The sequence below is a fragment of the Bacillus sp. RIT 809 genome (genome assembly GCF_016892495.1).
GTDB lineage: Bacteria > Bacillota > Bacilli > Bacillales > Bacillaceae_G > Bacillus_A > Bacillus_A cereus_U.
Window position 1 is genome coordinate 40052 of sequence record NZ_JAFEMR010000012.1, and the last position, 21995, is coordinate 62046.

Here is a 21995-nt window from a genome sequence, read left to right on the forward strand (position 1 = left end):
TAAAGAAACAAGTATACCCCCATTTACTTCTCTATTCGTATGGACGAGAGAGGTAAATGGGGGTTTTCCTGTTTATTATATCTTCAATCATTATCATGACACCGGTTTCATTAGTTCATGTGGCATGAACGTTTTATTTGTAATCTCTCTAGAAAACAATGAATCTAGGATTGGTTTATGCTGTCCCTTTTTCCTGTTCATTAGGAAATGGTATATTTAGTATAGACGCAATGTATTGTTTTCCGTGTTTTCGAGCTAATGATTCTAATATTTGGCGAACGCGTTTTGTAAGATGACCTTGTTTTTTTATAGCCTCACAATATACGTCATAGAAAACGTATTTAGCCCAAAGGAAATCATCTTGTTGGAATAAGAAATGATTTTTGTACCATTCGCCAATTGTATGATAGCAATTGTTTTCATGTACTGCTGCACTTTGTGAAAGAATACGATCGGATAAAGAATTAGATAGATGAGAAATTGTGTTTTCTGTTTCAACTTGTAATGTTTTTTCTAACATTGTAATGATGTGACGAGTAGCCATATGTTAACTCTCCTTTGTGTAAATGGGTAATACCATTCTATATTTAAAAAAATACTTACTATACTATTATACAATATATGGAATGCATCTACCTGCTTTTTAATTTGTATTTACAAAATCTTTTTTATTTGTTTACAAAAATAAAGTAAGATACAGTATATATATGAAAAAATAATAAAGGAATGAACACATTGTATATAACGATAGAAGAGGCTGCGGAGTATTTGAATTTACCAAAATCTTATGTTGAAGATTTGATTCAGCAAAAGAAAGTTCGTGCGTTGTTCGATGGAGAGCAATATTTATTAAATAAAGAACAATTTAATACACATTTAGAGCAAATGGAGAAATATAAACAGTTAGTGGAAGAAATATTAAACGAACCAATTCCGGAAGATATGGATGTTAAGGACGAAGATTAAATTTATGAAAAGATCCCGTAATAAGATATGCAGGAATGTATCTTATTACGGGATCTTTTTGTATTAAGATATAAAAAATTACCGGAAACCCTAGGATTCATTTAAGCGGAGGAAGGTTTCGTAGGTATTAGTACTACATGTTAAAAGCATATTTTTTCATAGCGGGGACAAACATAGAGAACGTAACCTGTACAGATACATATACTATCAGTGCAAAAGCTTATAAATTAATGGAAGGGGTTTTCTCGTGAGTTTATTTAATTGGGATTTTTTGGAAGGTTTAATTGGATCTTATGTAAGAGTAAACAGAGGTGGACCAGAATCTCAAAAAGGAGCAATAGTATCAGTATATGCGGACTACTTCGTATTACAGAATGAAAAAGGAGAGTACCATTACTACCAGCTTCGCCATCTGAAAAGCATTACAAAAAATACGAAAGAGGGTGGGATAGGTGATTCTGTATGGCCGGAAGAAGACAGTGCAGAAGACTTTGAAACGCTACTTCAAGGCTTCAAATACCGCTGGGTAAAAATTAATCGTGGTGGTCCAGAGAAAATTGAAGGTATTTTACAAGATGTTTCTAGCGATCATGTAACGTTAATTATAAAAGAAGAAGTTGTATTAATTGCACTATCTCATATTAAAAGTGTTAATTATAATGCACCAGTAAGTGGAGAGAGCGATGAGAGTAGTGATGAGAGTAGCGATGAGAAAAGTAATGAAAACAGCAATAATTCAAGTCGAGCTCGCGCACAAAGACAATCAAGTAGAGGAAGATAATACAGAAAGGAGGATACGAATTTGAAGGGTGTAGTATGCTGTGATCAAATCAAAGGTTTAGTCGGTGAGAATGTAAAAGTAAATCTTCGCGGACCGGAAAGTCGAGTAGGTGTACTGTCAGTGTTAGGAAAAGATTACCTTACACTACAATTACCTCCTGGAGAAGTGGTGTATTATCAACTGAAACATGTGAAGAGTCTAGTCAAGAAAGTGAAAGAAGCACAAGGAGACTATGGTTCATGTTTCTACGCTGATGAAGATACTTTTTTAGATGTATTAAATGACTTGAAGTATAAGTGGATAAAGATTAATCGTGGTGGACCAGAGTGTGTGGAAGGTTTATTAAGTGATATACATGATAATTGTATTACACTAGTAAACTGTGATGAAGTCATTTATGTAATTAATTCTCATATTAAGAGTGTGAGTCAAGTAGTTAAAAGTAAAAAGAATGAAAAAGAATAATGTTTAATAAATAAGAGGGGCATTATGATTGAAAGTGAAGAACGATTTCATATTTCGCTGCAATAATTTCGCGGTATATGAAAAAGAATTCTTACTATTAAAAGACAGAACATTGCCCCTGATTATTTTTTAGAAATGGAAGACAGAAAAGTGCAATTCCATAGAAAGGAGGATATAGATGAATGAGTTAAACAAAAATATTGGAGAAAATATATACGTTAAATTAATCGGTGAAAAAAGATTTAAAGGTGTATTAATTGATGTAGGGAATGATATTGTTGTTCTTTACAATGGACAAGACTATGTATATATATCTTTATATCATATTCAATATTATAGATTTTTAAGAGAGTATGATGAAGAAATATTAAAACCAGATGTGGATTCTGTAATTAAGAGGGAATCACCTTCAATTTCTTTGAGAAAAGTATTAAGTACATCTAAAGGAATTTTTACAGAAATTTATGTGGCAGGAAATGCTCCAATACACGGTTATGTTACAAGTGTAATGAACGATTATATTGTTTTTTATAGCCCAGTTTATAGAACGGTATATATATCTTTAAAGCATTTGAAATGGTTAATTCCTTATAAAGAGAACCAAGTACCTTATTCCCTCAATAAAAATGAACTCCCCGTAAATCCCTTAAATATTACTTTAGCTAGAACGTTTGAAGAACAGCTTATTAAAATGGCTGGGAGAATTATGGTGTTTGATTTAGGTGAGGAATCTAATAAAATTGGAAAAATGGCGAAAATTGATGAAGGACATATTGAAATATTAAAAGCACGTGACGCAAAAATGTACGTGAATATTCAACATGTGAAATCTGTCCATTGTCCGTAGGCTAGTTTAAAGGGCTGGCTTTTTCTTTTATATATGCGGAAGAAAAGGTCGAGCCTATTTGTTTACCGCTATTTGGGTATGAGGGGGAAAGCGAATTGAATATATAAGTATGTTACTGTTTTTTACTTATGAAGAGGTAATCTTGTACGAAATTATAAAAAATCTGTACGAGCTATCTTTTATTGTATTCAATTCATTTTTTGAGGAAGTACTGCTCAACTAATCTATTAAAGGGGTTTTGTTTGTGGAGCAGTTTCCAAATGCGTTTTCGATTACATTACTTGGCAGTGCTGGTGGGGCAGCAAAAGCAGTGTTAGCAATTTTGAATCAAGCGGTAGTAAATGAAAAAGATCCAATTTATGAAGTTATAAAGAATGTGAACTTCCATTTGGTGGATATAAAACAAAAAGATAAAAGTTATTATGATGAGTTGTTTCCAAATCTGAAAGGGCAATTTTTTTTATATGAAATAAACCTTCAAGATGTAGTCAAATTTAAACAACATTTAAAAGAAAAAAGAACGAAGGTTGTTATTGATGTTTCAGGGGCAGATACGATTAGGGTACTGAGTTGTTGTAATGACCTTGGCATTTGTTACATTAATTCGGCTTTGGAAAATGAGGCAGTAGATCAAGACGATAGTTTACTTGGTTTTCAGCTTACTGAAAGGTATACGAGGTTTGAGAAGGAGAAAGAAACATTTACAAATACAAGAGCGATTATAGGCTCAGGTATGAATCCGGGTGTTGTTCAATGGATGGTTGTTGAACTTATGAAAGAACGTCCAAATGAAAAGCCGCGAGCATGCTATATTGTAGAACATGATAATTCATTTTTGGGTGATAAAGGGCTAATAAAACCTCATACACTTTATGCATCATGGGCAGTAGAGCGTTTTCTTGATGAAGCGATATGGAGTTATCCTATGTATATGAGCCATCATCGTCCACTTTACTTTTATGAGGATGTATATGCTTCAGAGTATAAAGTGAATTTAGGTGAAAAAGAATTTTATGGTTGCTTAATGCCGCATGAAGAAGTATTAATCTTGGGAAAATCTTTTAATATGGAAGTGGGTTTTCTTTATCGGATTAATGAGTATACAACAAACTTAATTAGACAGAACTTAGATAAAGTGGAAGATTTATGGAATTGGAATCGTAAAGTATTTAATCCAGCAGAAGATGATATTATAGGAGAAGATTTAGTCGGTGTGTTACTCGTTTATGAAAATAATGAGACATACATGTATAATGTAATGAATAGTAGCCAAGTTTTTCAAAAATATAAAACAAATGCGACGTACTTTCAAGTAGGGTGTGGAATTTATGCTGGTTTATGTAGTTTACTGTTAGATACTTTTGGACAAGGTGCTTATTATGTAGAAGAATTATTATTAAATACTGAAAGTAAGTATGGGGAATATTTAAATTTATATATGAAGGATTTTGTAGTAGGACATAATAATTTTACAGATGGATTGCTAAATGATAGGGTAAGATGGATATAAATTGTGACTGAAAAGGAAGGAGCTGTATCTCCTTCCTTTTATAGTATGAGAAGGTTACATGTTGCACTGAAAGCAATTTCATAATTATAATTTAAAGAGATAATAGTTGAAATGTTTTTTTGGTATTGATCAAGAGGAGTTTTTATATGAACAAATACAAGAGCTTGATTTATGAAGAAAGAGAAGCTTTAAAAGTATTTATATTATTATTCTATATTATATTCTTTTTATATGATGTTATTTATTATTTCGTTTATCCTGCTATGAATATTAATGAAGCAAGGGTAGGGTGGCCAGAAGGTGGTATGGGAATAGGTGTATATATATTAGTAATATCTTTATTTCCTATTTCAATATATCTTCAAAAACAAGGTTATGTATATTTTGTAAAATATTTATTTTTAATTGGGTACATGCTTATTGATCTTATTAATAACTTAATGATTTATTTACACAGTGATCGTGTTTTTGAACAGGGAAATATGGTTGAAATATTTTTAATTTTATTTGCACCGATTTTCGTGAATAGAAAATATTTTTATTTCGTTTCCTGTAGTGTAATTGGAAAATATGTATTTTTTACTTTGATATTACAAGATGTAAAAGTTGTGATTCCGCTTGTATTATGTATATTCTTTTTCATCATTTCGCATTCTTTATTAAAGAGATTTCAATCTTATGTAAGGACAGTTTTTGAGATGATGAACAATATGAAAGAGACAGAAAATTTAGCTGTTATTGGGACTATGTCTACAACAATCGCTCATGAAATTCGAAATCCATTAACAGCTTTAAAAGGATTTACACAGATTCAAAAAGAAAGAAATCTTGAAGATACGATGAGCTATGAGATTATGCTGCAAGAAATTGAGAGAATTAATGAGTTTGTTAGTGAATTGATGTTATTAGGAAAACCGAAACCAACAAATTATGAAGGGTGTAATATACGGGAAATCCTTTTATATGTTGTACAGTTAATGGAAAGCTATGCGACTCAATATAAAGTGAAATTTCATTTGCAAGTAGATGGAAATTTACCCGTTATAAATGGTGATGATAAGCAATTAAAACAAGTGTTGTTAAACATCATCAAAAATGGAATTGAATCGATGCCAGAAGGTGGGGATATTCAGATTCATGCATATGAAAAAGTTGGAGAGAACTTGTGTATTTCTGTTGAAGATCAAGGTTTTGGGATAGAAAATGAGGAAATAGAAAAGATCGGAAAAGCTTTTTATACAACAAAAGAGAATGGTACAGGACTTGGATTAATGATTACATATAAAATTATTGAAGAACATCAAGGGAGTATCGCGATTCAAAGTAGTATGGGGGTAGGAACGAAAGTAGAAATTTATTTACCAACAGTGTAGTACATTAGAAGAAATTACTTTTCAGAAAAGTGTTCTTGTTGTGTAAATATAAACATTTTATAAAATGTTTAAAGAAGGGTTTTTTTTATAAAACACTTCGTTTATAATGGAGGAAAATATCGACATAGAGCTTTTAGCTCATGTAACGGTTCGGTAGTGTTATGAAAAGAAAAGTAGGGGTGCACGCGCATCCTTTTTTCTATGCAGATATGATGAAAGGGGTGGTATGATGGAATTAACATTGAATTCAACTGTATGTTTACATACAATTCAATTTCGAAAAGAGAGATTAAATTATATTGTAAAAGATACAATTACAGGAGAAACATATGAAATGCCGCCACTTTGGATTGATGCACTAGCAATGATGCGTGACGGTTTTTCATTAGGAGAAATTGAGGAGAAATTAAAAGAAGAGTATCCGGCAGAAGAAGTAAATATGCTAGCATTCACGAGGCAACTGTTAGAGCTAGAGCTTGTCGGAATGATAGATGGAGAAGAGATAGCTTGTACAAAGAAGAAAGATAAAGATTATTTAGCTTGGGTACGTCCAAGGGTGGAACAATTCTTTCTTAACTTAAATAAAAAATATAAAAGCAAAGGTCAAAAGTGATCTTTGCTTTTTTAGTGCAATACAAAATAGGTATTCACCCAAATAAAGATTTTCGCATATTGTAGCTTATGTAAGTAGAATGCTGCGAAGGAGTGAGTGCAGTGACAGGGAATGTATTGAATTATTATGCCGGTGGAAATACAGCTAGAGGATTTCACAGCTTATACGAAGAGAATTTGAAGGGGTTAGACAGGTTGTTTATTTTAAAGGGAGGCCCAGGAACGGGAAAATCTTCTTTAATAAAGGCAATAGGGCGTGAATGGGTCGATAAAGGGTATAATATTGAATTTTTACATTGTTCTTCTGACAATAAATCAGTTGATGGTGTGATTATTCCAAAATTAAAAGTAGGGATTGTTGACGGTACATCACCGCACGTTATTGAGCCGAAAATGCCTGGAGTTGTAGAAGAGTATATAAATTTAGGCGTTGCTTGGGACTCAGATAAATTAAGAAAGCAGAAAATAGAGATTGAACGATTTGTTTCAGAAGCAAGCAAAGCCTTTCAAGCAGCTTACGGGTGTTTTAAAGAGGCGCTAGTTATACATGATGAGTGGGAGAAAATATATATTAATAACATTGATTTTAATAAAGCAAACGAATTAACAGATCAGCTTATACAGAAATTATTTGCAGATAAAGGCGGGAAGAAATCAATTGTGAAACATCGTTTCTTAGGGGCTGCTACACCGAAGGGAGCAGTTGATTTCGTTCCTAATTTGACAGAAGGGCTTCCGCATCGCTATTTTATAAAAGGTCGCCCAGGTTCTGGAAAATCAACGATGCTTAAAAAATTAGCTAAGGCAGCAGAAGAAAAAGGTTTTGAAGTAGAAGTGTATCATTGTGGATTTGATCCAAATAGTCTCGATATGATTATTGTAAGGGAATTAGGATTTGCCATTTTTGATAGCACAGCACCGCATGAGTACTTCCCAAGCCGTGAGGGGGATGAGATTATCGATATGTATGATCTCATTGTTGCACCAGGGACAGATGAAAAATATGCTACGGAAATTCGCGACGTTTCAATTCAGTATAAAACAAAAATGAATGAGGCGATGTCTTTCTTAGCAAAGGCAAAATCAGTTCGTGATAAATTAGAACGAATTTATATTGCCGCTATGGATTTTTCAAAAGTCGATGCATATAAAGAAGAAATCCAAAAAGAGATTGAACGAATTGCAATTACTGTAATCGAAAAGAAAAAATAGGTGTTTTGTTAGGCTGTCGGGAATTTTCTGACAGCTATTTTAGTATGTGGTAAAATTGGTCTTATATTTGTCGAATTTCCAGGGAAATGATCAAAAAATGGGGAGGGTATGAAATGAGAGAGAAAATTGAGTTGGAACTAGAAAGAATTGAAAAAGAGAATGATGTGAAAATTTTATTCGCTGTAGAATCAGGGAGCCGGGCGTGGGGATTTCCATCGAAAGATAGTGATTATGATGTTAGGTTTGTTTATATACACCCTGTAGAATGGTATTTATCAATCCATGATAAGCGTGATGTAATCGAATATCCAATTAGTGATGATTTAGACATAAGTGGCTGGGATCTTAAAAAGGCATTGCAACTATTTGCAAAATCTAATCCAGCGTTACTCGAATGGATTAGATCACCGATTTTTTATTCGAAAAACTCTAACCTTCCAGAAGAACTTCAGCAAATGAGTGAAAAGGATTTTAATCCGAAATCAACGATATATCATTACTTACATATGGCTTCAAAAAACTATCGTGAATTTTTGCAAGGTGAGAATGTAAAGTTGAAAAAGTACTTTTATGTATTACGTCCTATTTTAGCTTGTAAATGGTTAGAGGAGAAATCGACTTTGCCTCCTGTAGAATTTGATCGATTGATTACAGAATTAATATTAGAACGTAGCGTGTTAGATGAAATTGAAAAGTTATTAATAAAGAAAAAAGCAGGTACTGAATTGGACGTTGGATTGAAAATTGAGGTGCTAAATCAATTTTTAGAAGAACAAATTGATTATTATCAGCAATACGTGAAAGGTATTGAAAAGAGATTAGGGATTGATATTGAGAGTTTGAATACATTATTTCGAAATATGTTGTTTGAAGTATATGAAAAAGAGCACAAGTGAGTTTGTGCTCTTTTTTGTGTTTTAGGAGTAAAGAAAACGGCGCTAGTTACGATTAGTCTTACGAAAGGGAGTAAATGAAAATTCACGCTGAATCTGTAATTATTCGTTATCAACTCGTTTTAATGGTTGATCTGCTGGACCTTCCATAACATCCCCATCAATTGAAAAACGGGAACCGTGACAAGGGCAATCCCACGTACAATCACCGTTATTCCATTCAACTTCACAGCCGAGGTGTGTGCAAGTTGTATCGACGATATGTAATTTTCCTTCTTTATCTTTATAAGCACCTGCTCGTTTACCGTTGACATGTACAACAGATCCTTCGCCAACTTCAAGATCTTCTGGCTTACGTAATGCGGTTTCAATTTTTCCTTCAATTAAGTGTTTAGCAACATCAATGTTCTGAGAGAGGAAAGTTTTTATATCTGGATTTGCATGAAAGCGTGATGGTGCAAACAGTTCTTTATATGGACTGTGGATTTTTAGAATGGAGTCCTTCAGTAAATGAGCTGCTGCAGTTCCAGTCGTCATTCCCCATTTACGATATCCAGTTGCCACAAATATATTTGGATTCCTTTCGTTAATATGTCCGATATAAGGAAGCTTATCTAGCGTGATTAAATCTTGTGCTGACCATCTATAGGGAACTTCATCTACTCCAAAAGTTGCTTCAGCAAAAGAATAGAGTGCTTCGTAATGAAGCATCGTATTAATTCCTTGGCCTGTTTTATGGCTCTCTCCGCCAATCAATATCAGCTTTTCTCCATTGCTTGTCGTATAACGTATGGAGCGTTTTGGATCATCGATACTTAAATACATGCCCCCTGGATAATCTGTTTTTGCTTTTATTGCGAGAGCATAGGAGCGTTCTGCGTACATTCGCGTAAAGAAAAAGCTATTAGCATCATAAAAAGGAAAATGTGAACAAGAGACAATATATTTACAAGTGATGCGATGGTCACCCTTTGTAATTACTTGTGGATAATCTCCTTTTTCCACATCAATAGCTGTTGTTTGCTCATAAACCATTCCGCCCATTTCCACAAACTTTTCTAAAAGTGTTTTTAAATAAAGGAGGGGATGGAATTGCGCTTGATTTTTCATCACAAGTGCAGATTGTACGGGAATAGGAATCGACAGAGATTGAACATAGTCACAAGGTATATTTAACTTTTGATAGGCTTCATATTCTTTCGTTAAATTTCGCAGGCCATTATTGGTAGTTGTATATAAATAAGAATCTTCATTTGTGAAATTACAGTCGATTTTATATGTTTGTACAGTCTCATTTATGAATTGTAGAGCTTTACTATTTGATTCGTAGTAAAGTTGAGCTTTTTCAACACCAAAATTGTTTATTAATTCATCATAAATGAGATCATGTTGGGCTGTTACTTTTGCGGTTGTATGCCCAGTTGTTCCATTTAAAACAGAACCAGAATCAATTAAAACGACTTTCATTCCTTCTTTAGCGAGTAAATAGGCGGTGGTAATGCCTGTAATACCAGCTCCGATAACGGCAACTTCGGTCTTTATATTTTCGGATAAATGAGGAAAAGTAGGAAATTGAGTAGATTCAATCCAATAGGATGATGGTAACTGCGGAAATGTGTCATCTGTCATTTTGAAAACCTCCTAAATTAGAACAATTTTCCTTTTAATATTTCCATATTATATGGAATTCATGTATGTTGTTTTCGTAGCGTTCTATTTTTATTAAACGAAAGATAAAATTATTTTAATATAATTATTTTATTGGGGCAGTATGAAGAAGTAGGATTTATATAAAGCTAAATTCAAGTGATTCCATTTGTTGATTACATAGAGAGTTCTTGAATGAGATAGAGTCTGTGTTGTTTAAGTGGATGTGTATATATAGCGGATAAAGCCTTATGAAATCTATGCTTTTTCTTTAGTGAAATAAAGTATAATTATAAAAATATAACCAACTTTTATTACTAGGTCATAAAAGTTGTTGACAATATAGAAATTCTATTGTTATGATTCATCATGTGGAAAGGTTGATAGAGAGTAAAAAGAGAAATGTTTTTCATTGATAATAAAAGCGGAAAAATAAGTGACGATAGAGTGAGTATATTTTCCTTATGATAAATGCTTTTTGGATCACGTAGTAAAATCAATCTGGAAGCAAGAATTAATATATGCAAGTTGCGCAGGGCGCGGCATAAGAAAGGGGCAAAAGGATGAAGGAGCTTCATACGTTTGGGTGGTATGCAGCGCGTGTATCACCACATTTGCCGAAAAAAGCATTTAAACCAGTTCCTAATCGTTTATTTGGTGGACTGGCTTATTTACTTGTGGCATTGGCTGGTTTAATAACGATCGGTGTATTTGAATTGAATGTGTGGGTAAATCTAGGAATTGCAATTGTTCTTGGATTATGTTTTGCTTCACTTGGGTTTTTAGGACATGAAATTTTACATGGAACAGTTGTAAGAAAGGCATGGCTTCGTGATTTTTTAGGTGCGATAGCATTTATGCCATTATCAACTGGCCCAAAACTTTGGAGAAAGTGGCATAATGCAACGCATCATGTTCACACACAGCATGAAGAGAATGATCCAGATGCATGGCCGACATTTGAGAAACTGAAAAAGAGTAAGTTTTTGAGTTGGGTATATCGCATGCCTCTTCATGTACGTTCATTCTTTAGTTTTCTGTCACTAACAATTCAATTTACGTTACATTCGACTCGAATGTTCTTTCATTTTATAAAAGAATTTAAGTCATCCAATCAAAAATCTGTATGGCTTCAACTTCTTTTGCCCTGGACAGTTTGGATTAGTTTATTGTTTATTATGGGACCTGCAAAGTGGTTCTTTGCATACGTGATTCCGTTGTTAATTGCTAACTTTATTGTAATGGCGTATATCGCAACAAATCACCGCTTAAATCCAATTGTTCCAGTAAATGATCCATTAGCAAACTGTTTATCAGTAACAGTGCCGCGCTGGGTAGACGTTTTACATTTCAATTTCTCATACCATACAGAACATCATCTGTTTCCTGCTATGAGTTCTAAATACTATCCATTAGTAAAAGATAAAATTAAAGAAATGTGGCCGGAACGCTATCACGAAATGCCGATGACAAAAGCATTGGCAGCACTTTGGAATACACCACGTGTGTATTATCACGGAAGTGAATTAGTTGATCCGCATAGGGAGCATTTCTATGGTTCTTTAGGAAATGGATTGGATCCTCATAATATTTCATATCGTGAGGAACATATAGAGGAAAAAGAGACTATAAAAAAAGCAAATCAATAATAGATATATTTTACGATGAAAAAGCAAGCTCTTTTAGAGCTTGCTTTTTGTTATAAAGAAACTTCTTTCTTGTTCTTTGTCTTGACTTGGACAGAGTTATTTTCTTTCCGTTGTAGTCGTTTTTCTAGAAGACTAACAAAATAAGTAAATAGAAGAACTAGTGCGAGATAGTATACACCAACAATGATATATGTATCTAATTGCTGGAAGTTACCTGCGGCAATTGATAAACCGGATCCCCATAATTCGGACATTCCTACATAAGCGACAAGTGAAGAATCTTTTAATCCAATAATAAATTGGTTCCCTAGAGGGGGAAGAGATAGACGAAATGCTTGTGGTAATATAATCCGGCGCATCGCTAAAGGGTAAGGCATCCCTAAAGAGCGAGCAGCTTCCAATTGTCCCCGATCAACGGATTGAATTGATCCGCGGAAAATTTCTGTAATATACGCCCCATTATGAATTGCTAAAGCAATTGCTCCTGCCCAAAAAGGGGTAAAAACAACAACGGATGTAATCCCAAAATAGAGAATGGCAATTTGAACAATTAAAGGTGTACCACGAATAATGGCGATGTATACATGAGCAATACTATTTAAAACCTTATTGTTAGAGATTCGAAAGAAAGCGACTAGTAATCCAATTAGTGAACCGAGTAATAAGGATGTTAATGTTAATTGTAATGTGACAATAGTAGCCTTTAAGAGTGTGGGATAGGTAGAGATAAAAATTTCAAACATATGTGTCACCTCATATTGTATGGATTTTAGTAGGGAATGAAATGCCCCACATACAAGGTGGGGCATAATTTATGAAATCTCTAAATGGCTAACTTACTTTGTTTTTGCCTCGTCTCCAAGAATATTACGCCCAAACCATTTCTTACTAATCTTTTCATACGTGCCGTCTTTAATGATTTCATCTAGCGCTTTATTTACCTTTTCGACCATGTCTTTATTGTCTTTATGAATAGCAATTCCCATTTCATCAAGGTTTAACGGTTTTCCAGCTTCTTTTATATTTGATTTACCTTCTTTAATCATACGAAGACCAACCATTTGATCAGTAATAACTGCGTCTACACGTCCTGGTTCTAAGTCCATAAGTGCAGTAATATCACTATCATATTCTGTAATTTGATCTGTATGTTTTGCAACAAGGGTTTTGAAAGTACTTGCTTTTACAACACCTATTTTTTTCCCTTTCAAGTCCTCTGGAGAAGAGATAGATGTATTCTTTTTAGCTACAAAAATTTGTGCACCAGAGCGATAATATGGATTTGAGAAATTCACGGCTTTTAATCGTTCTTCTGTAATTGCCATACTTCCTAATATCACATCATATTTTTTTGATTGTAGACCTTGAATCAATGTTTCCCAAGGATTTGTAACAGGAACAGGTTTCATTCCCATCTTTTTCCCGAGAGCTTCACCTATTTCTACATCAAAACCGACAAGTTTCCCGTCATTTTCTTTATAGTTAAAAGGTTTGTATAAACCACTCATCGCATAACGAAATTCTTTTTGACCATTAGATGAAGTGGTAGAGCTTTCCTTACTACAGGCTCCCAGTATGAAGGATGTGCATAATGTAATACTCGCAACAATGGTTAATAGTTTTCTTTTCATAAAACCCCTCCTATATATTGATCATACGGATTGTTTTCAATATGCTATGGAGATATTTTATTTGGACAATTAGTTGTGTCCCGTATGAATGAATTTCTTTATGTTTGAAACAGAAGTTACATTATAAAACGTTGCGTAAAAATTGCTTTGCCCGTTCATGCGATGGAGCGGAAAAAAATTGCGCTGGCGAAGCATCCTCTACAATTTTCCCGTCATCCATAAAGATAACGCGGTCAGCTACATCTCTTGCGAAATTCATTTCATGAGTAACAATAACCATTGTCATTCCTTCTTCAGCAAGTTCTTTCATAACTTGCAACACTTCTCCAACAAGTTCAGGGTCTAAAGCTGAGGTAGGTTCATCAAATAGCATAATTTTAGGATTCATGGCAAGAGCTCGTGCAATCGCAATTCGTTGTTTTTGACCACCGGAAAGGAGGTGGGGAGTTACATCTGCTTTATCTTGTAGGCCGACTTTTTGTAGGAGTTGATTTCCAATCTCCTTTGCATTTGCTGTCTCCAATTTTTTTACGTGAATAGGTGCTTCTATGATGTTTTCTAGTGAGGTCATATGAGGAAATAGGTTAAAGTGCTGAAAAACCATACCGACATTTTCACGGACTTTGTTTAAATTTGAATGCTTTGGATCAATTCGCTCACCTTGTAAGTGAATTTCACCTTCATCGTACATTTCTAAAAAGTTAAGACAGCGAAGTAATGTACTTTTGCCGGAACCACTGGCGCCGATTAAAACAACAACTTCTTTTTCTTTTACTTCTAAATCAATTCCTTTTAAAACATCAAGTGATCCGAATGATTTTACTAGATTTCGAACTTGAATCATACAAAACCCCCAGTCAAAAATATATTTACAAATGTTGCCCCGTATTTCTGTTATTAGTCATAAATTGTCAGAATCCTTTATTTTTTTCATATAGTTTGATATTCAAAGAAATAATGATTTTTAAAATCCCTATATCTTTCTATAACGAAAATATGGATAATAATATATATGTAGTACTTACAATAAGGGGGAAAGAAGAGATGGAAAAAGAAAGGAAGACATTTTCCTTTGGCTTACGTACACAACTTATGCTATTCACTACAGTTTTAGCTTTCATTACATATTCAACAAGCTTATTTTTTATTTACGTTATATATGATTATTTTCAAATTTATGTAAGTCGAACTGTTTATAATATTATCGTCATGTTATTAGGTGTAGTATGGTCTGGAATTTTAGCGTATGGAGCAGCAATATTTTTAATTAAACCACTTCGAAAGTTGGAGGAAGCTGCAAGGAAAGCGGCTGATGGTGATATTCGGGAAGATGTCCCGTTGCCAAAAGTAGATGATGAGATTAAATCTTTAAGTGTTGCATTTAATATGATGCTAGGGAACTTAAGGGGCATGGTAAAAAATATTGATACTACATTTTCGTATACAAATAATCAAGTTCAGCAAATTAGAAAACAAACAGGGGAAGCGACGAAGCAAGCACAAGGTGTATCTGAGACCCTTGCAGAGATTTCTTTCGGCGCGGAGCAATCAGCAGCATCGATTCAGGCGATTGTTTCTACTGTTGATACAACAACTTCTATTGCGAGTGAAGTAGAAGAAAAAGCAAAACAGTCTGACGGGTTGTCTTCAGAAATGGTTCAAGCTTTAGGACAAAGTACACGTGTCTTTAATTCTTTAATTCAAGGTATTCAAACATTGGCGAAAGAAAATGAAGATTCGATGCGAAATGTACAGCAGTTAGAAGAACGAATGAAACAAGTTGAACATATTGTTTCTGTTGTGAGTGAGATTGCTAGCCAAACCAATTTATTAGCACTCAACGCCTCTATTGAGGCAGCTCGTGCAGGAGAACATGGAAGAGGCTTTGCAGTTGTAGCAGAAGAAGTACGTAAACTTGCTGATGAAAGTGATCATTCTGCAAGAAACATATCGCAGTTATTACGGAATATGCAAGATGAAGTGCAACAAGTCGCGATGAAAATGACCGAGCAAGTGAAAAAAGCTAAAGAAGAGGCGAAACGCGGGGAAGCTACTGAATTAATTTTAAAAGAAATGTCATCAAGTATTATGGAAGTAGCCGATGCAACCAAGCAAATTAGTAGTTATATGAATGAACAAGTGAGTCACATTCATCAAACAGGAGCACAAACAAAGGCTGTAGCAGCAATTGCTGAGGAAACGTCAGCTGGTTCACAAGAAGTGACACGTGTAACGAGACAACAATCTAAAAACATGGTGATAATCGATCGATTATTAAAGGATTTAGAGAAGCAAGCAGCTGATTTGAAACAAACGATTGAACGATTTTCAATGTAAAAAGGAAGAACAGAATTCTGTTCTTCCTTTTTACATATGGGAAGGAGGAATGCTTTGTTGAAAACGAAAAACATTACAAGGGTCATATGCTGTCTTCACTTTACGCAACCTTTGAAAATTAGAGCCATAATAACTAGTTTGCCAATTTTTTATGTCGATATCCGGCCAATTGACATAGTCTCCCAGTGTGTAAGGATCTAAGCTTTCCCGTAAATCTTTAACCCAGCGTATATTTCGGTTTTCTTCATCGTTGCATTTCCAGGAAGTAATATATTCTTGAGCAATAATTGCCTTGCGGTGGAAATAAGCTGTTTCATTCGAAGAAATATTTTCCACAGCACCTACGAGTGATTGGTGCCAAATACTCGCATCTTTATTTGGTGCATGAGAAAGAAAATGTTGCATGATTTGAATGCCTTTAAGGGGAATCGTTTTATATACATAGGAACCAGAGCGCTTAAATTTTTCAGGGATATTACCACTATTAAAGAATTGAACAGTCTTTATATAAGGAACTTCATCTATAAAGAGAGAGGGGTTACCAGTTTCAAGAAGAGGAGATAATAGAGGATAGAGTTCAGAGGGAGAGCCAACAAATTCACCTTTCACCTCGATTTTATTTCGTTGTTTGGAGAATAATTCAATTGATGAAGTGAGACGTTCATCTATATAAGGTGCCCAGTTTTGCCAAGCTTGAAATGCAGCAATAAAGTCTTCCCATTCCCATGTAAGCGAGAAAATTGAGACGTTTTTTATAGGATGGACTCGAAAAGTTAAGGAAGTAACAATCCCGAAATTCCCACCCCCACCGCCGCGGCATGCCCAAAACAGGCTAGAGTTTTCTCGTTCATTTGCGCGAATGATTTTTGCACCAAATTTTCCGCACGCTTGTACCATTTCGACTTCTACTAATTGATCACATGTTAGTCCAAATAAGCGTGAAAGCATGCCAATGCCACCGCCGAGTGTTAACCCCACAATTCCGACACTTGCACTTGTGCCAGCTGGTATTGTAACACTATATTTCCAAAGTTCTTTATAAACAGTTCCGAGATTTGCACCAGCTTCGATTGTTGCTGTTAATTTCCTTGTACTAACCGTAATTTGCTTCATTTCACTCACATCAATAATAAGCCCGCCATTTAAAAGAGAGAAGTTTTCGTAGCTATGACGTCCACTTCTTAAGCGAAATGGTATATGACGCTCACGTGCCCATTTTAAGGCGTTACACACATCATTTTTATTTTGACAAAAAACAATAATACAAGGGAATTTTGGAATGCTTAAATTTAAATTTATTCGGGCTATGTCATACTCAGGATCCGAGGGAACGACGATACGACCAGTTAATTTTGTTTGTTTCAATTTATATCTCCTTTCTGAAATAATATGAGCTTGTATTAGTATATGAAGAGTATATTTAACACGCATGGACGAGAAGAGGAGAAGGATTAGATTTATCCCGTTATTTGCCGAGCAGTAAGACAATCCGGCTGAAGCAAGAAGATAGGGCTGCTCGTAAAAGTCCGATTGGTAAGGGCTAATAATCAGTGGGGGATGGACAGCCCACACTGATTAAAGTTCCACTTTATCTTTGTGAGAAATAAATAAAGCATAAGAATCAGGAATCTACATAGAGTTCAATGAAAACAGTTGCAAACTATTCATATTTTGTTATGATAGTGTTACGAAAACGTTTGCATAAAAAAATCCGATGGGATGCAAAAGGAGAGAATTAGTATGAATAAGACATGGTGGAAAGAAGCTGTCGCTTATCAAATTTATCCACGTAGCTTTATGGATTCAAATGGTGATGGTATTGGAGATTTACAAGGTATTATTGCAAAACTGGATTATTTAAAAGATTTAGGTATAGATGTAATTTGGATTTGTCCAATGTATAAATCACCTAATGACGATAATGGTTATGATATTAGTGACTATCAAGATATTATGGATGAGTTTGGTACGATGGAAGACTTTGATGCATTACTAGATGAAGTTCATAAGCGTGATATGAAGCTTATTATTGATTTAGTTATTAATCATACAAGTGATGAACATCCGTGGTTTATTGAGTCACGTTCTTCTAAAGACAATCCGAAGCGTGATTGGTATATTTGGCATGATGGTAAAGACGGCGCGGAACCAAACAATTGGGAAAGTATCTTTAATGGTTCTACATGGGAATATGATGAAGTGACAGAGCAATATTATTTACATTTATTCTCGCGTAAACAACCAGATTTAAACTGGGAGAATAAAGAAGTTCGTGAAGTTTTATATGATACTGTTAATTGGTGGCTTGATAAAGGTATTGATGGTTTCCGCGTCGATGCGATTAGCCACATAAAAAAAGAAGATGGTTTACAGGATATGCCAAACCCAAAAGGGTTAAAGTATGTGCCTTCTTTTGACAAACATATGAATGTAGATGGTATTCAGCCATTACTAGAAGAATTAAAAGAAAATACATTTGCTAAATACGATATTATGACTGTTGGAGAAGCAAATGGTGTGAAAGTTGAAGATGCTGATCTTTGGGTTGGAGAAGAGAACGGTAAATTCAATATGGTATTCCAGTTTGAGCATTTAAGCTTATGGGATGCAGAAAAGAAGAAAGATCTTGACGTTGTTGAGTTGAAAAAAGTATTAACAAAGTGGCAAAAAGGTTTAGAAAATAAGGGATGGAATGCTTTATACATTGAAAATCATGATAAGCCACGTATTGTGTCTACTTGGGGAAATGATAAAGAATATTGGCGTGAAAGTGCAACGGCTTTAGGTGCGATGTATTTCTTTATGCACGGCACACCGTTTATTTATCAAGGACAAGAAATTGGTATGACAAATGTTCAGTTCCCAAATATTGAAGATTATGATGATGTAGCAGTTAAAAATTTATATCGTGAGAAAATTGCAGAAGGAGTATCGCATCAAGATATGATGGAAATTATATGGGCTTCTTGCCGTGATAATTCACGTACACCTATGCAGTGGAGTGCTGAAAGTAATGCTGGCTTTACAACGGGAACACCTTGGTTTGGCATGAATCCAAATTATGAAGAAATTAATGTTGAAAAGCAGAAAAATGAAGAGGGATCTATTTTCAATTTCTATAAAAAAATGATTGCCTTGAAAAAAGAGAACGATGTATTAAATTATGGTACGTATGATTTACTTTTAGAAGATAATCCGCAAATTTACGCATATACTCGTACATTAAACGATGAAAAAATTATTGTTATTAGTAATATCTCGAAAGAGGAAGCAGTGTATAATGAGGAGAAATTTGCACTAGAACGCAAACGTTTGCTTTTAAATAACTATAAAGTTGCCGAGCATGATAAATTAACTACAATCACGTTAAAACCTTATGAAACAAGGGCTTATCGCATTTCATAATAAAAAAGGATGCTCTTGGAGCATCTTTTTTTATTAAAAAAAATAAATTTCTATTGCAATGTGAAAACGCTTTTATTAAAATAGATTTATGAAAACGGTTGCGTAACAAAAAAGAAGGAATCGTTTTCATAAGAGAAACAGAAATTATAATTTAAATCATTATGTTGTTATAAATAAAGGGGAGGAAGAACAGATGAAAATTACGTCTTTTGATTTTTGGCAAAAGTTCGGGAAGGCATTATTAGTTGTTGTAGCTGTAATGCCAGCAGCGGGCTTAATGATTTCGATCGGTAAGTTAATTGGGATGTCTTCTGGGGATATTAACGCAGTTCATACAATTGCTCGAGTAATGGAAGACATCGGTTGGGCAATTATTACAAATCTACACATTTTATTCGCAGTAGCAATTGGGGGATCTTGGGCGAAGGATCGCGCAGGTGGTGCATTTGCAGCACTATTAGCATTCGTCTTAACAAACAGAATTACAGGAGCTATATTTGGCGTAAACGCTCAAATGTTAGCGGATTCAAAAGCGACAGTTTCTTCATCATTAGCAGGAGATTTACTTGTAAAAGATTACTTTACTTCTGTACTTGGTGCACCAGCATTAAACATGGGAGTTTTCGTAGGGATTATCACAGGTTTCCTAGGAGCTACTTTATATAACAAATACTATAACTATAATAAACTGCCACAGGCATTAGCATTCTTTAATGGAAAACGATTCGTACCATTCGTTGTAATTGTATGGTCTACAGTTACTGCGATTGTATTATCACTTGTATGGCCATTTATCCAAAGTGGATTAAATGAATTTGGTCGCTGGATTGCAGCATCTAAAGACAGTGCACCAATTGTTGCACCGTTTGTATACGGAACGTTAGAACGTTTATTATTACCGTTTGGATTACATCATATGTTAACGATTCCGATGAACTACACAGAGCTAGGCGGAACATATACGATGTTAACTGGTTCAAAAGTTGGACAAGTTGTAGCAGGACAAGACCCATTATGGCTTGCATGGATTACAGATTTAAATAACTTATTAGCAAATGGAGATACGAAAGCATATAACGATTTATTAAATAACGTTGTACCAGCTCGTTTCAAAGCTGGACAAGTTATCGGCTCAACAGCAGCGTTAATGGGGATTGCATTTGCGATGTTCCGTAATGTTGATAAGGAAAAACGTGCAAAATATAAACCAATGTTCTTATCAGCTGCATTAGCAGTATTCTTAACAGGTGTAACAGAACCAATTGAATTCATGTTCATGTTTATTGCGCCAGTATTATATGTTGTGTATGCAATTACAACAGGACTTGCATTCGCATTAGTAGATTTAATTGATTTACGTGTTCATGCATTTGGATTTATTGAGTTAATTACACGTACACCAATGATGGTCAATGCAGGATTAACAAGAGATTTAATTAACTTTGTCATTGTTTCATTAGTGTTCTTCGGTCTTAACTTTACGTTATTCAATTTCTTAATTAAAAAATTCAATTTACCAACACCAGGACGTGCAGGTAACTATATTGATAATGAAGATGAGTCATCAGAAGGAACAGGAAATGTACAAGATGGTTCATTAGCAACAAAAGTTATTGATTTATTGGGCGGAAAAGATAATATTGCTGACGTAGATGCTTGTATGACACGTTTACGTATAACAGTAAAAGATTTAGATGTTGTTGCACCAGAAGCACAATGGAAACAAAATGGTGCTTTAGGACTTATTGTTAAAGATAAAGGTGTACAAGCCGTATATGGCCCGAAAGCTGACGTATTAAAGTCAGACATTCAAGATATGTTAGGTGCGTAATAATATGAAATTGCTAACTTTAAATTGTCACTCTTGGCAAGAAGAGAATCAAATTGAAAAAATAAAGTATCTTGCTAAAGCAATTCAAGAAGAAGATTATGATGTGATCGCATTACAAGAAGTAAGTCAGTCTATACAAGCTGAAAATGTATGCGGTAACAAGAAAAAAGATAATTTTGGACTTTTACTGCTAGAAGAGTTAAGAGCATTAAACGTAAAAGAATACAATATTATTTGGGATTCCTCTCATATTGGATATGATGTGTACGAAGAAGGATTAGCAATTATAACAAAGCACAACATTGTAAAGGAAGATACGTTCTTTGTCTCAAAAAATAAGGATACAACGTATTGGAAAACACGCAAAATTGTAAGTGCAACAATTGCTTATAATGATAAGAATATAACGTTTTATTCTTGCCATCTCGGTTGGTGGAATGATGAAGAAGAATCATTCAAAGACCAAGTTGATCGTTTAATGGAGCGTGTAAATAGCAATGAACTTTTCTTCTTAATGGGTGATTTTAATAACAATGCTCGTTTGGAAGGAGAGGGTTATGAGTATACGATGCAAAAAGGTTTATATGACACATATGAACTAGCGATAGAGAAGGATGAAGGAACAACTGTCCAAGGAGAGATTGCTGGTTGGGATGAAAATAAACAAAAATTACGAATCGACCTAATATTAAGCAATCAAAGTAAAACAGTTAATTCTTCAAAAGTCATTTTTAATGGAACAAATCGAAATGTAATTTCTGATCATTTCGGTGTAGAAGTACAATTAGATATATAATAGAAGAAACCCTCACAGATAATGAAAAGCTGGGAGGGTT

The 21995-nt window shown here is 34.4% G+C and carries 19 protein-coding genes and 2 pseudogenes; 15 read left to right on the plus strand and 6 right to left on the minus strand.

From position 1 onward, the window contains the following. Positions 1–175 precede the first annotated feature (175 nt). Positions 176–544 (minus strand): hypothetical protein, encoded by a 369-nt coding sequence (locus tag JTF23_RS14425; protein ID WP_002159456.1) that lies wholly within the window; start codon positions 542–544, stop codon positions 176–178. A gap of 182 nt (positions 545–726) precedes the next feature. Here JTF23_RS14425 and JTF23_RS14430 point away from each other — a divergent pair, with 182 nt between their 5' ends. The 9 genes from JTF23_RS14430 (at position 727) to JTF23_RS14470 (ending at position 8662) form a co-directional block, all read left to right on the plus strand. Then, positions 727–966: a helix-turn-helix domain-containing protein gene (locus JTF23_RS14430; protein WP_080018159.1), complete on the plus strand. Its 240-nt coding sequence runs from the start codon at positions 727–729 to the stop codon at positions 964–966. A gap of 247 nt (positions 967–1213) precedes the next feature. After that, complete coding sequence (locus JTF23_RS14435) at positions 1214–1747, plus strand: LSm family protein (RefSeq protein ID WP_016103413.1); 534 nt, start codon at positions 1214–1216, stop codon at positions 1745–1747. Positions 1748–1768: 21 nt separating this feature from the next. After that, entirely contained in the window at positions 1769–2212 is a 444-nt protein-coding gene (locus JTF23_RS14440) for a spore coat protein (protein WP_078173532.1), read from the plus strand. 178 nt (positions 2213–2390) lie between these two features. Beyond that, positions 2391–3059, plus strand: coding sequence for an LSm family protein (locus JTF23_RS14445; protein WP_002159453.1), 669 nt, complete (start codon positions 2391–2393; stop codon positions 3057–3059). 244 nt (positions 3060–3303) lie between these two features. After that, positions 3304–4569 (plus strand): hypothetical protein, encoded by a 1266-nt coding sequence (locus JTF23_RS14450; RefSeq protein ID WP_016103415.1) that lies wholly within the window; start codon positions 3304–3306, stop codon positions 4567–4569. A gap of 146 nt (positions 4570–4715) precedes the next feature. After that, positions 4716–5942: an ATP-binding protein gene (locus JTF23_RS14455; protein ID WP_204209055.1), complete on the plus strand. Its 1227-nt coding sequence runs from the start codon at positions 4716–4718 to the stop codon at positions 5940–5942. Positions 5943–6171: 229 nt separating this feature from the next. Further along, positions 6172–6555 carry a hypothetical protein gene (locus JTF23_RS14460; protein ID WP_033710503.1) on the plus strand — a complete coding sequence of 128 codons (384 nt, stop codon included), beginning with the start codon at positions 6172–6174 and terminating at the stop codon, positions 6553–6555. A 101-nt stretch (positions 6556–6656) separates the two neighbouring features. Continuing rightward, positions 6657–7766, plus strand: coding sequence for a PRK06851 family protein (locus tag JTF23_RS14465; protein WP_204209056.1), 1110 nt, complete (start codon positions 6657–6659; stop codon positions 7764–7766). A gap of 113 nt (positions 7767–7879) precedes the next feature. Next, a complete protein-coding gene (locus tag JTF23_RS14470; protein WP_204209057.1) occupies positions 7880–8662 on the plus strand; it encodes a nucleotidyltransferase domain-containing protein in 783 nt (260 codons plus the stop codon). A 99-nt stretch (positions 8663–8761) separates the two neighbouring features. Here JTF23_RS14470 and JTF23_RS14475 read toward each other — a convergent pair whose 3' ends face one another. Continuing rightward, positions 8762–10288, minus strand: coding sequence for an FAD-dependent oxidoreductase (locus JTF23_RS14475; RefSeq protein WP_002159447.1), 1527 nt, complete (start codon positions 10286–10288; stop codon positions 8762–8764). Between the two features lie 581 nt (positions 10289–10869). Here JTF23_RS14475 and desB point away from each other — a divergent pair. Beyond that, positions 10870–11955, plus strand: a complete 1086-nt coding sequence (desB, locus tag JTF23_RS14480) for a Delta(10) desaturase DesB (RefSeq protein WP_204209058.1) — start codon at positions 10870–10872, stop codon at positions 11953–11955. Positions 11956–12005: 50 nt separating this feature from the next. Here desB and JTF23_RS14485 read toward each other — a convergent pair whose 3' ends face one another. The 3 genes from JTF23_RS14485 to JTF23_RS14495 form a co-directional block, all read right to left on the minus strand. Continuing rightward, positions 12006–12698: an amino acid ABC transporter permease gene (locus JTF23_RS14485; RefSeq protein WP_002159445.1), complete on the minus strand. Its 693-nt coding sequence runs from the start codon at positions 12696–12698 to the stop codon at positions 12006–12008. Positions 12699–12791: 93 nt separating this feature from the next. After that, positions 12792–13586 carry an ABC transporter substrate-binding protein gene (locus tag JTF23_RS14490; RefSeq protein ID WP_070138681.1) on the minus strand — a complete coding sequence of 265 codons (795 nt, stop codon included), beginning with the start codon at positions 13584–13586 and terminating at the stop codon, positions 12792–12794. 121 nt (positions 13587–13707) lie between these two features. Next, positions 13708–14430 (minus strand): amino acid ABC transporter ATP-binding protein, encoded by a 723-nt coding sequence (locus JTF23_RS14495; protein ID WP_002113623.1) that lies wholly within the window; start codon positions 14428–14430, stop codon positions 13708–13710. 365 nt (positions 14431–14795) lie between these two features. Between JTF23_RS14495 and JTF23_RS28480 the strand changes: the two are divergent. Together JTF23_RS28480 and JTF23_RS28485 are read left to right on the plus strand one after the other, a co-directional pair. Continuing rightward, positions 14796–14981: pseudogene (locus JTF23_RS28480) on the plus strand (HAMP domain-containing protein); the annotation flags it as partial. A gap of 360 nt (positions 14982–15341) precedes the next feature. Then, a pseudogene (locus JTF23_RS28485) lies at positions 15342–15923 on the plus strand (methyl-accepting chemotaxis protein); the annotation flags it as partial. 30 nt (positions 15924–15953) lie between these two features. On the opposite strand, the gene JTF23_RS14505 reads toward JTF23_RS28485, so the two are convergent. Then, positions 15954–17288 (minus strand): FAD-binding oxidoreductase, encoded by a 1335-nt coding sequence (locus tag JTF23_RS14505; RefSeq protein WP_204209060.1) that lies wholly within the window; start codon positions 17286–17288, stop codon positions 15954–15956. A gap of 375 nt (positions 17289–17663) precedes the next feature. On the opposite strand from JTF23_RS14505, the gene JTF23_RS14510 reads away from it, so the two are divergent. The 3 genes from JTF23_RS14510 to JTF23_RS14520 all read left to right on the plus strand — a co-directional run bounded on the left by JTF23_RS14510 (position 17664) and on the right by JTF23_RS14520 (position 21955). Continuing rightward, positions 17664–19328 carry a glycoside hydrolase family 13 protein gene (locus tag JTF23_RS14510; protein WP_204209061.1) on the plus strand — a complete coding sequence of 555 codons (1665 nt, stop codon included), beginning with the start codon at positions 17664–17666 and terminating at the stop codon, positions 19326–19328. A gap of 193 nt (positions 19329–19521) precedes the next feature. Beyond that, on the plus strand, positions 19522–21159 hold the full coding sequence (locus JTF23_RS14515) for a PTS transporter subunit IIBC (protein WP_204209062.1): 1638 nt from the start codon (positions 19522–19524) through the stop codon (positions 21157–21159). A gap of 4 nt (positions 21160–21163) precedes the next feature. Then, complete coding sequence (locus tag JTF23_RS14520) at positions 21164–21955, plus strand: endonuclease/exonuclease/phosphatase family protein (RefSeq protein WP_016103423.1); 792 nt, start codon at positions 21164–21166, stop codon at positions 21953–21955. Positions 21956–21995: the final 40 nt, after the last annotated feature.

Coding starts and splice junctions, on each gene's coding strand:
- JTF23_RS14485 (WP_002159445.1), bottom strand. CDS start 12,698: ATGTTTGAAATTTTTATCTCTACCTATCCCACACTCTTAAAGGCTACT.
- JTF23_RS14495 (WP_002113623.1), bottom strand. CDS start 14,430: ATGATTCAAGTTCGAAATCTAGTAAAATCATTCGGATCACTTGATGTT.
- JTF23_RS14520 (WP_016103423.1), top strand. CDS start 21,164: ATGAAATTGCTAACTTTAAATTGTCACTCTTGGCAAGAAGAGAATCAA.
- desB (WP_204209058.1), top strand. CDS start 10,870: ATGAAGGAGCTTCATACGTTTGGGTGGTATGCAGCGCGTGTATCACCA.
- JTF23_RS14515 (WP_204209062.1), top strand. CDS start 19,522: ATGAAAATTACGTCTTTTGATTTTTGGCAAAAGTTCGGGAAGGCATTA.
- JTF23_RS14430 (WP_080018159.1), top strand. CDS start 727: ATGAACACATTGTATATAACGATAGAAGAGGCTGCGGAGTATTTGAAT.
- JTF23_RS14470 (WP_204209057.1), top strand. CDS start 7,880: ATGAGAGAGAAAATTGAGTTGGAACTAGAAAGAATTGAAAAAGAGAAT.
- JTF23_RS14455 (WP_204209055.1), top strand. CDS start 4,716: ATGAACAAATACAAGAGCTTGATTTATGAAGAAAGAGAAGCTTTAAAA.
- JTF23_RS14460 (WP_033710503.1), top strand. CDS start 6,172: ATGGAATTAACATTGAATTCAACTGTATGTTTACATACAATTCAATTT.
- JTF23_RS14510 (WP_204209061.1), top strand. CDS start 17,664: ATGAATAAGACATGGTGGAAAGAAGCTGTCGCTTATCAAATTTATCCA.
- JTF23_RS14445 (WP_002159453.1), top strand. CDS start 2,391: ATGAATGAGTTAAACAAAAATATTGGAGAAAATATATACGTTAAATTA.
- JTF23_RS14425 (WP_002159456.1), bottom strand. CDS start 544: ATGGCTACTCGTCACATCATTACAATGTTAGAAAAAACATTACAAGTT.
- JTF23_RS14475 (WP_002159447.1), bottom strand. CDS start 10,288: ATGACAGATGACACATTTCCGCAGTTACCATCATCCTATTGGATTGAA.
- JTF23_RS14490 (WP_070138681.1), bottom strand. CDS start 13,586: ATGAAAAGAAAACTATTAACCATTGTTGCGAGTATTACATTATGCACA.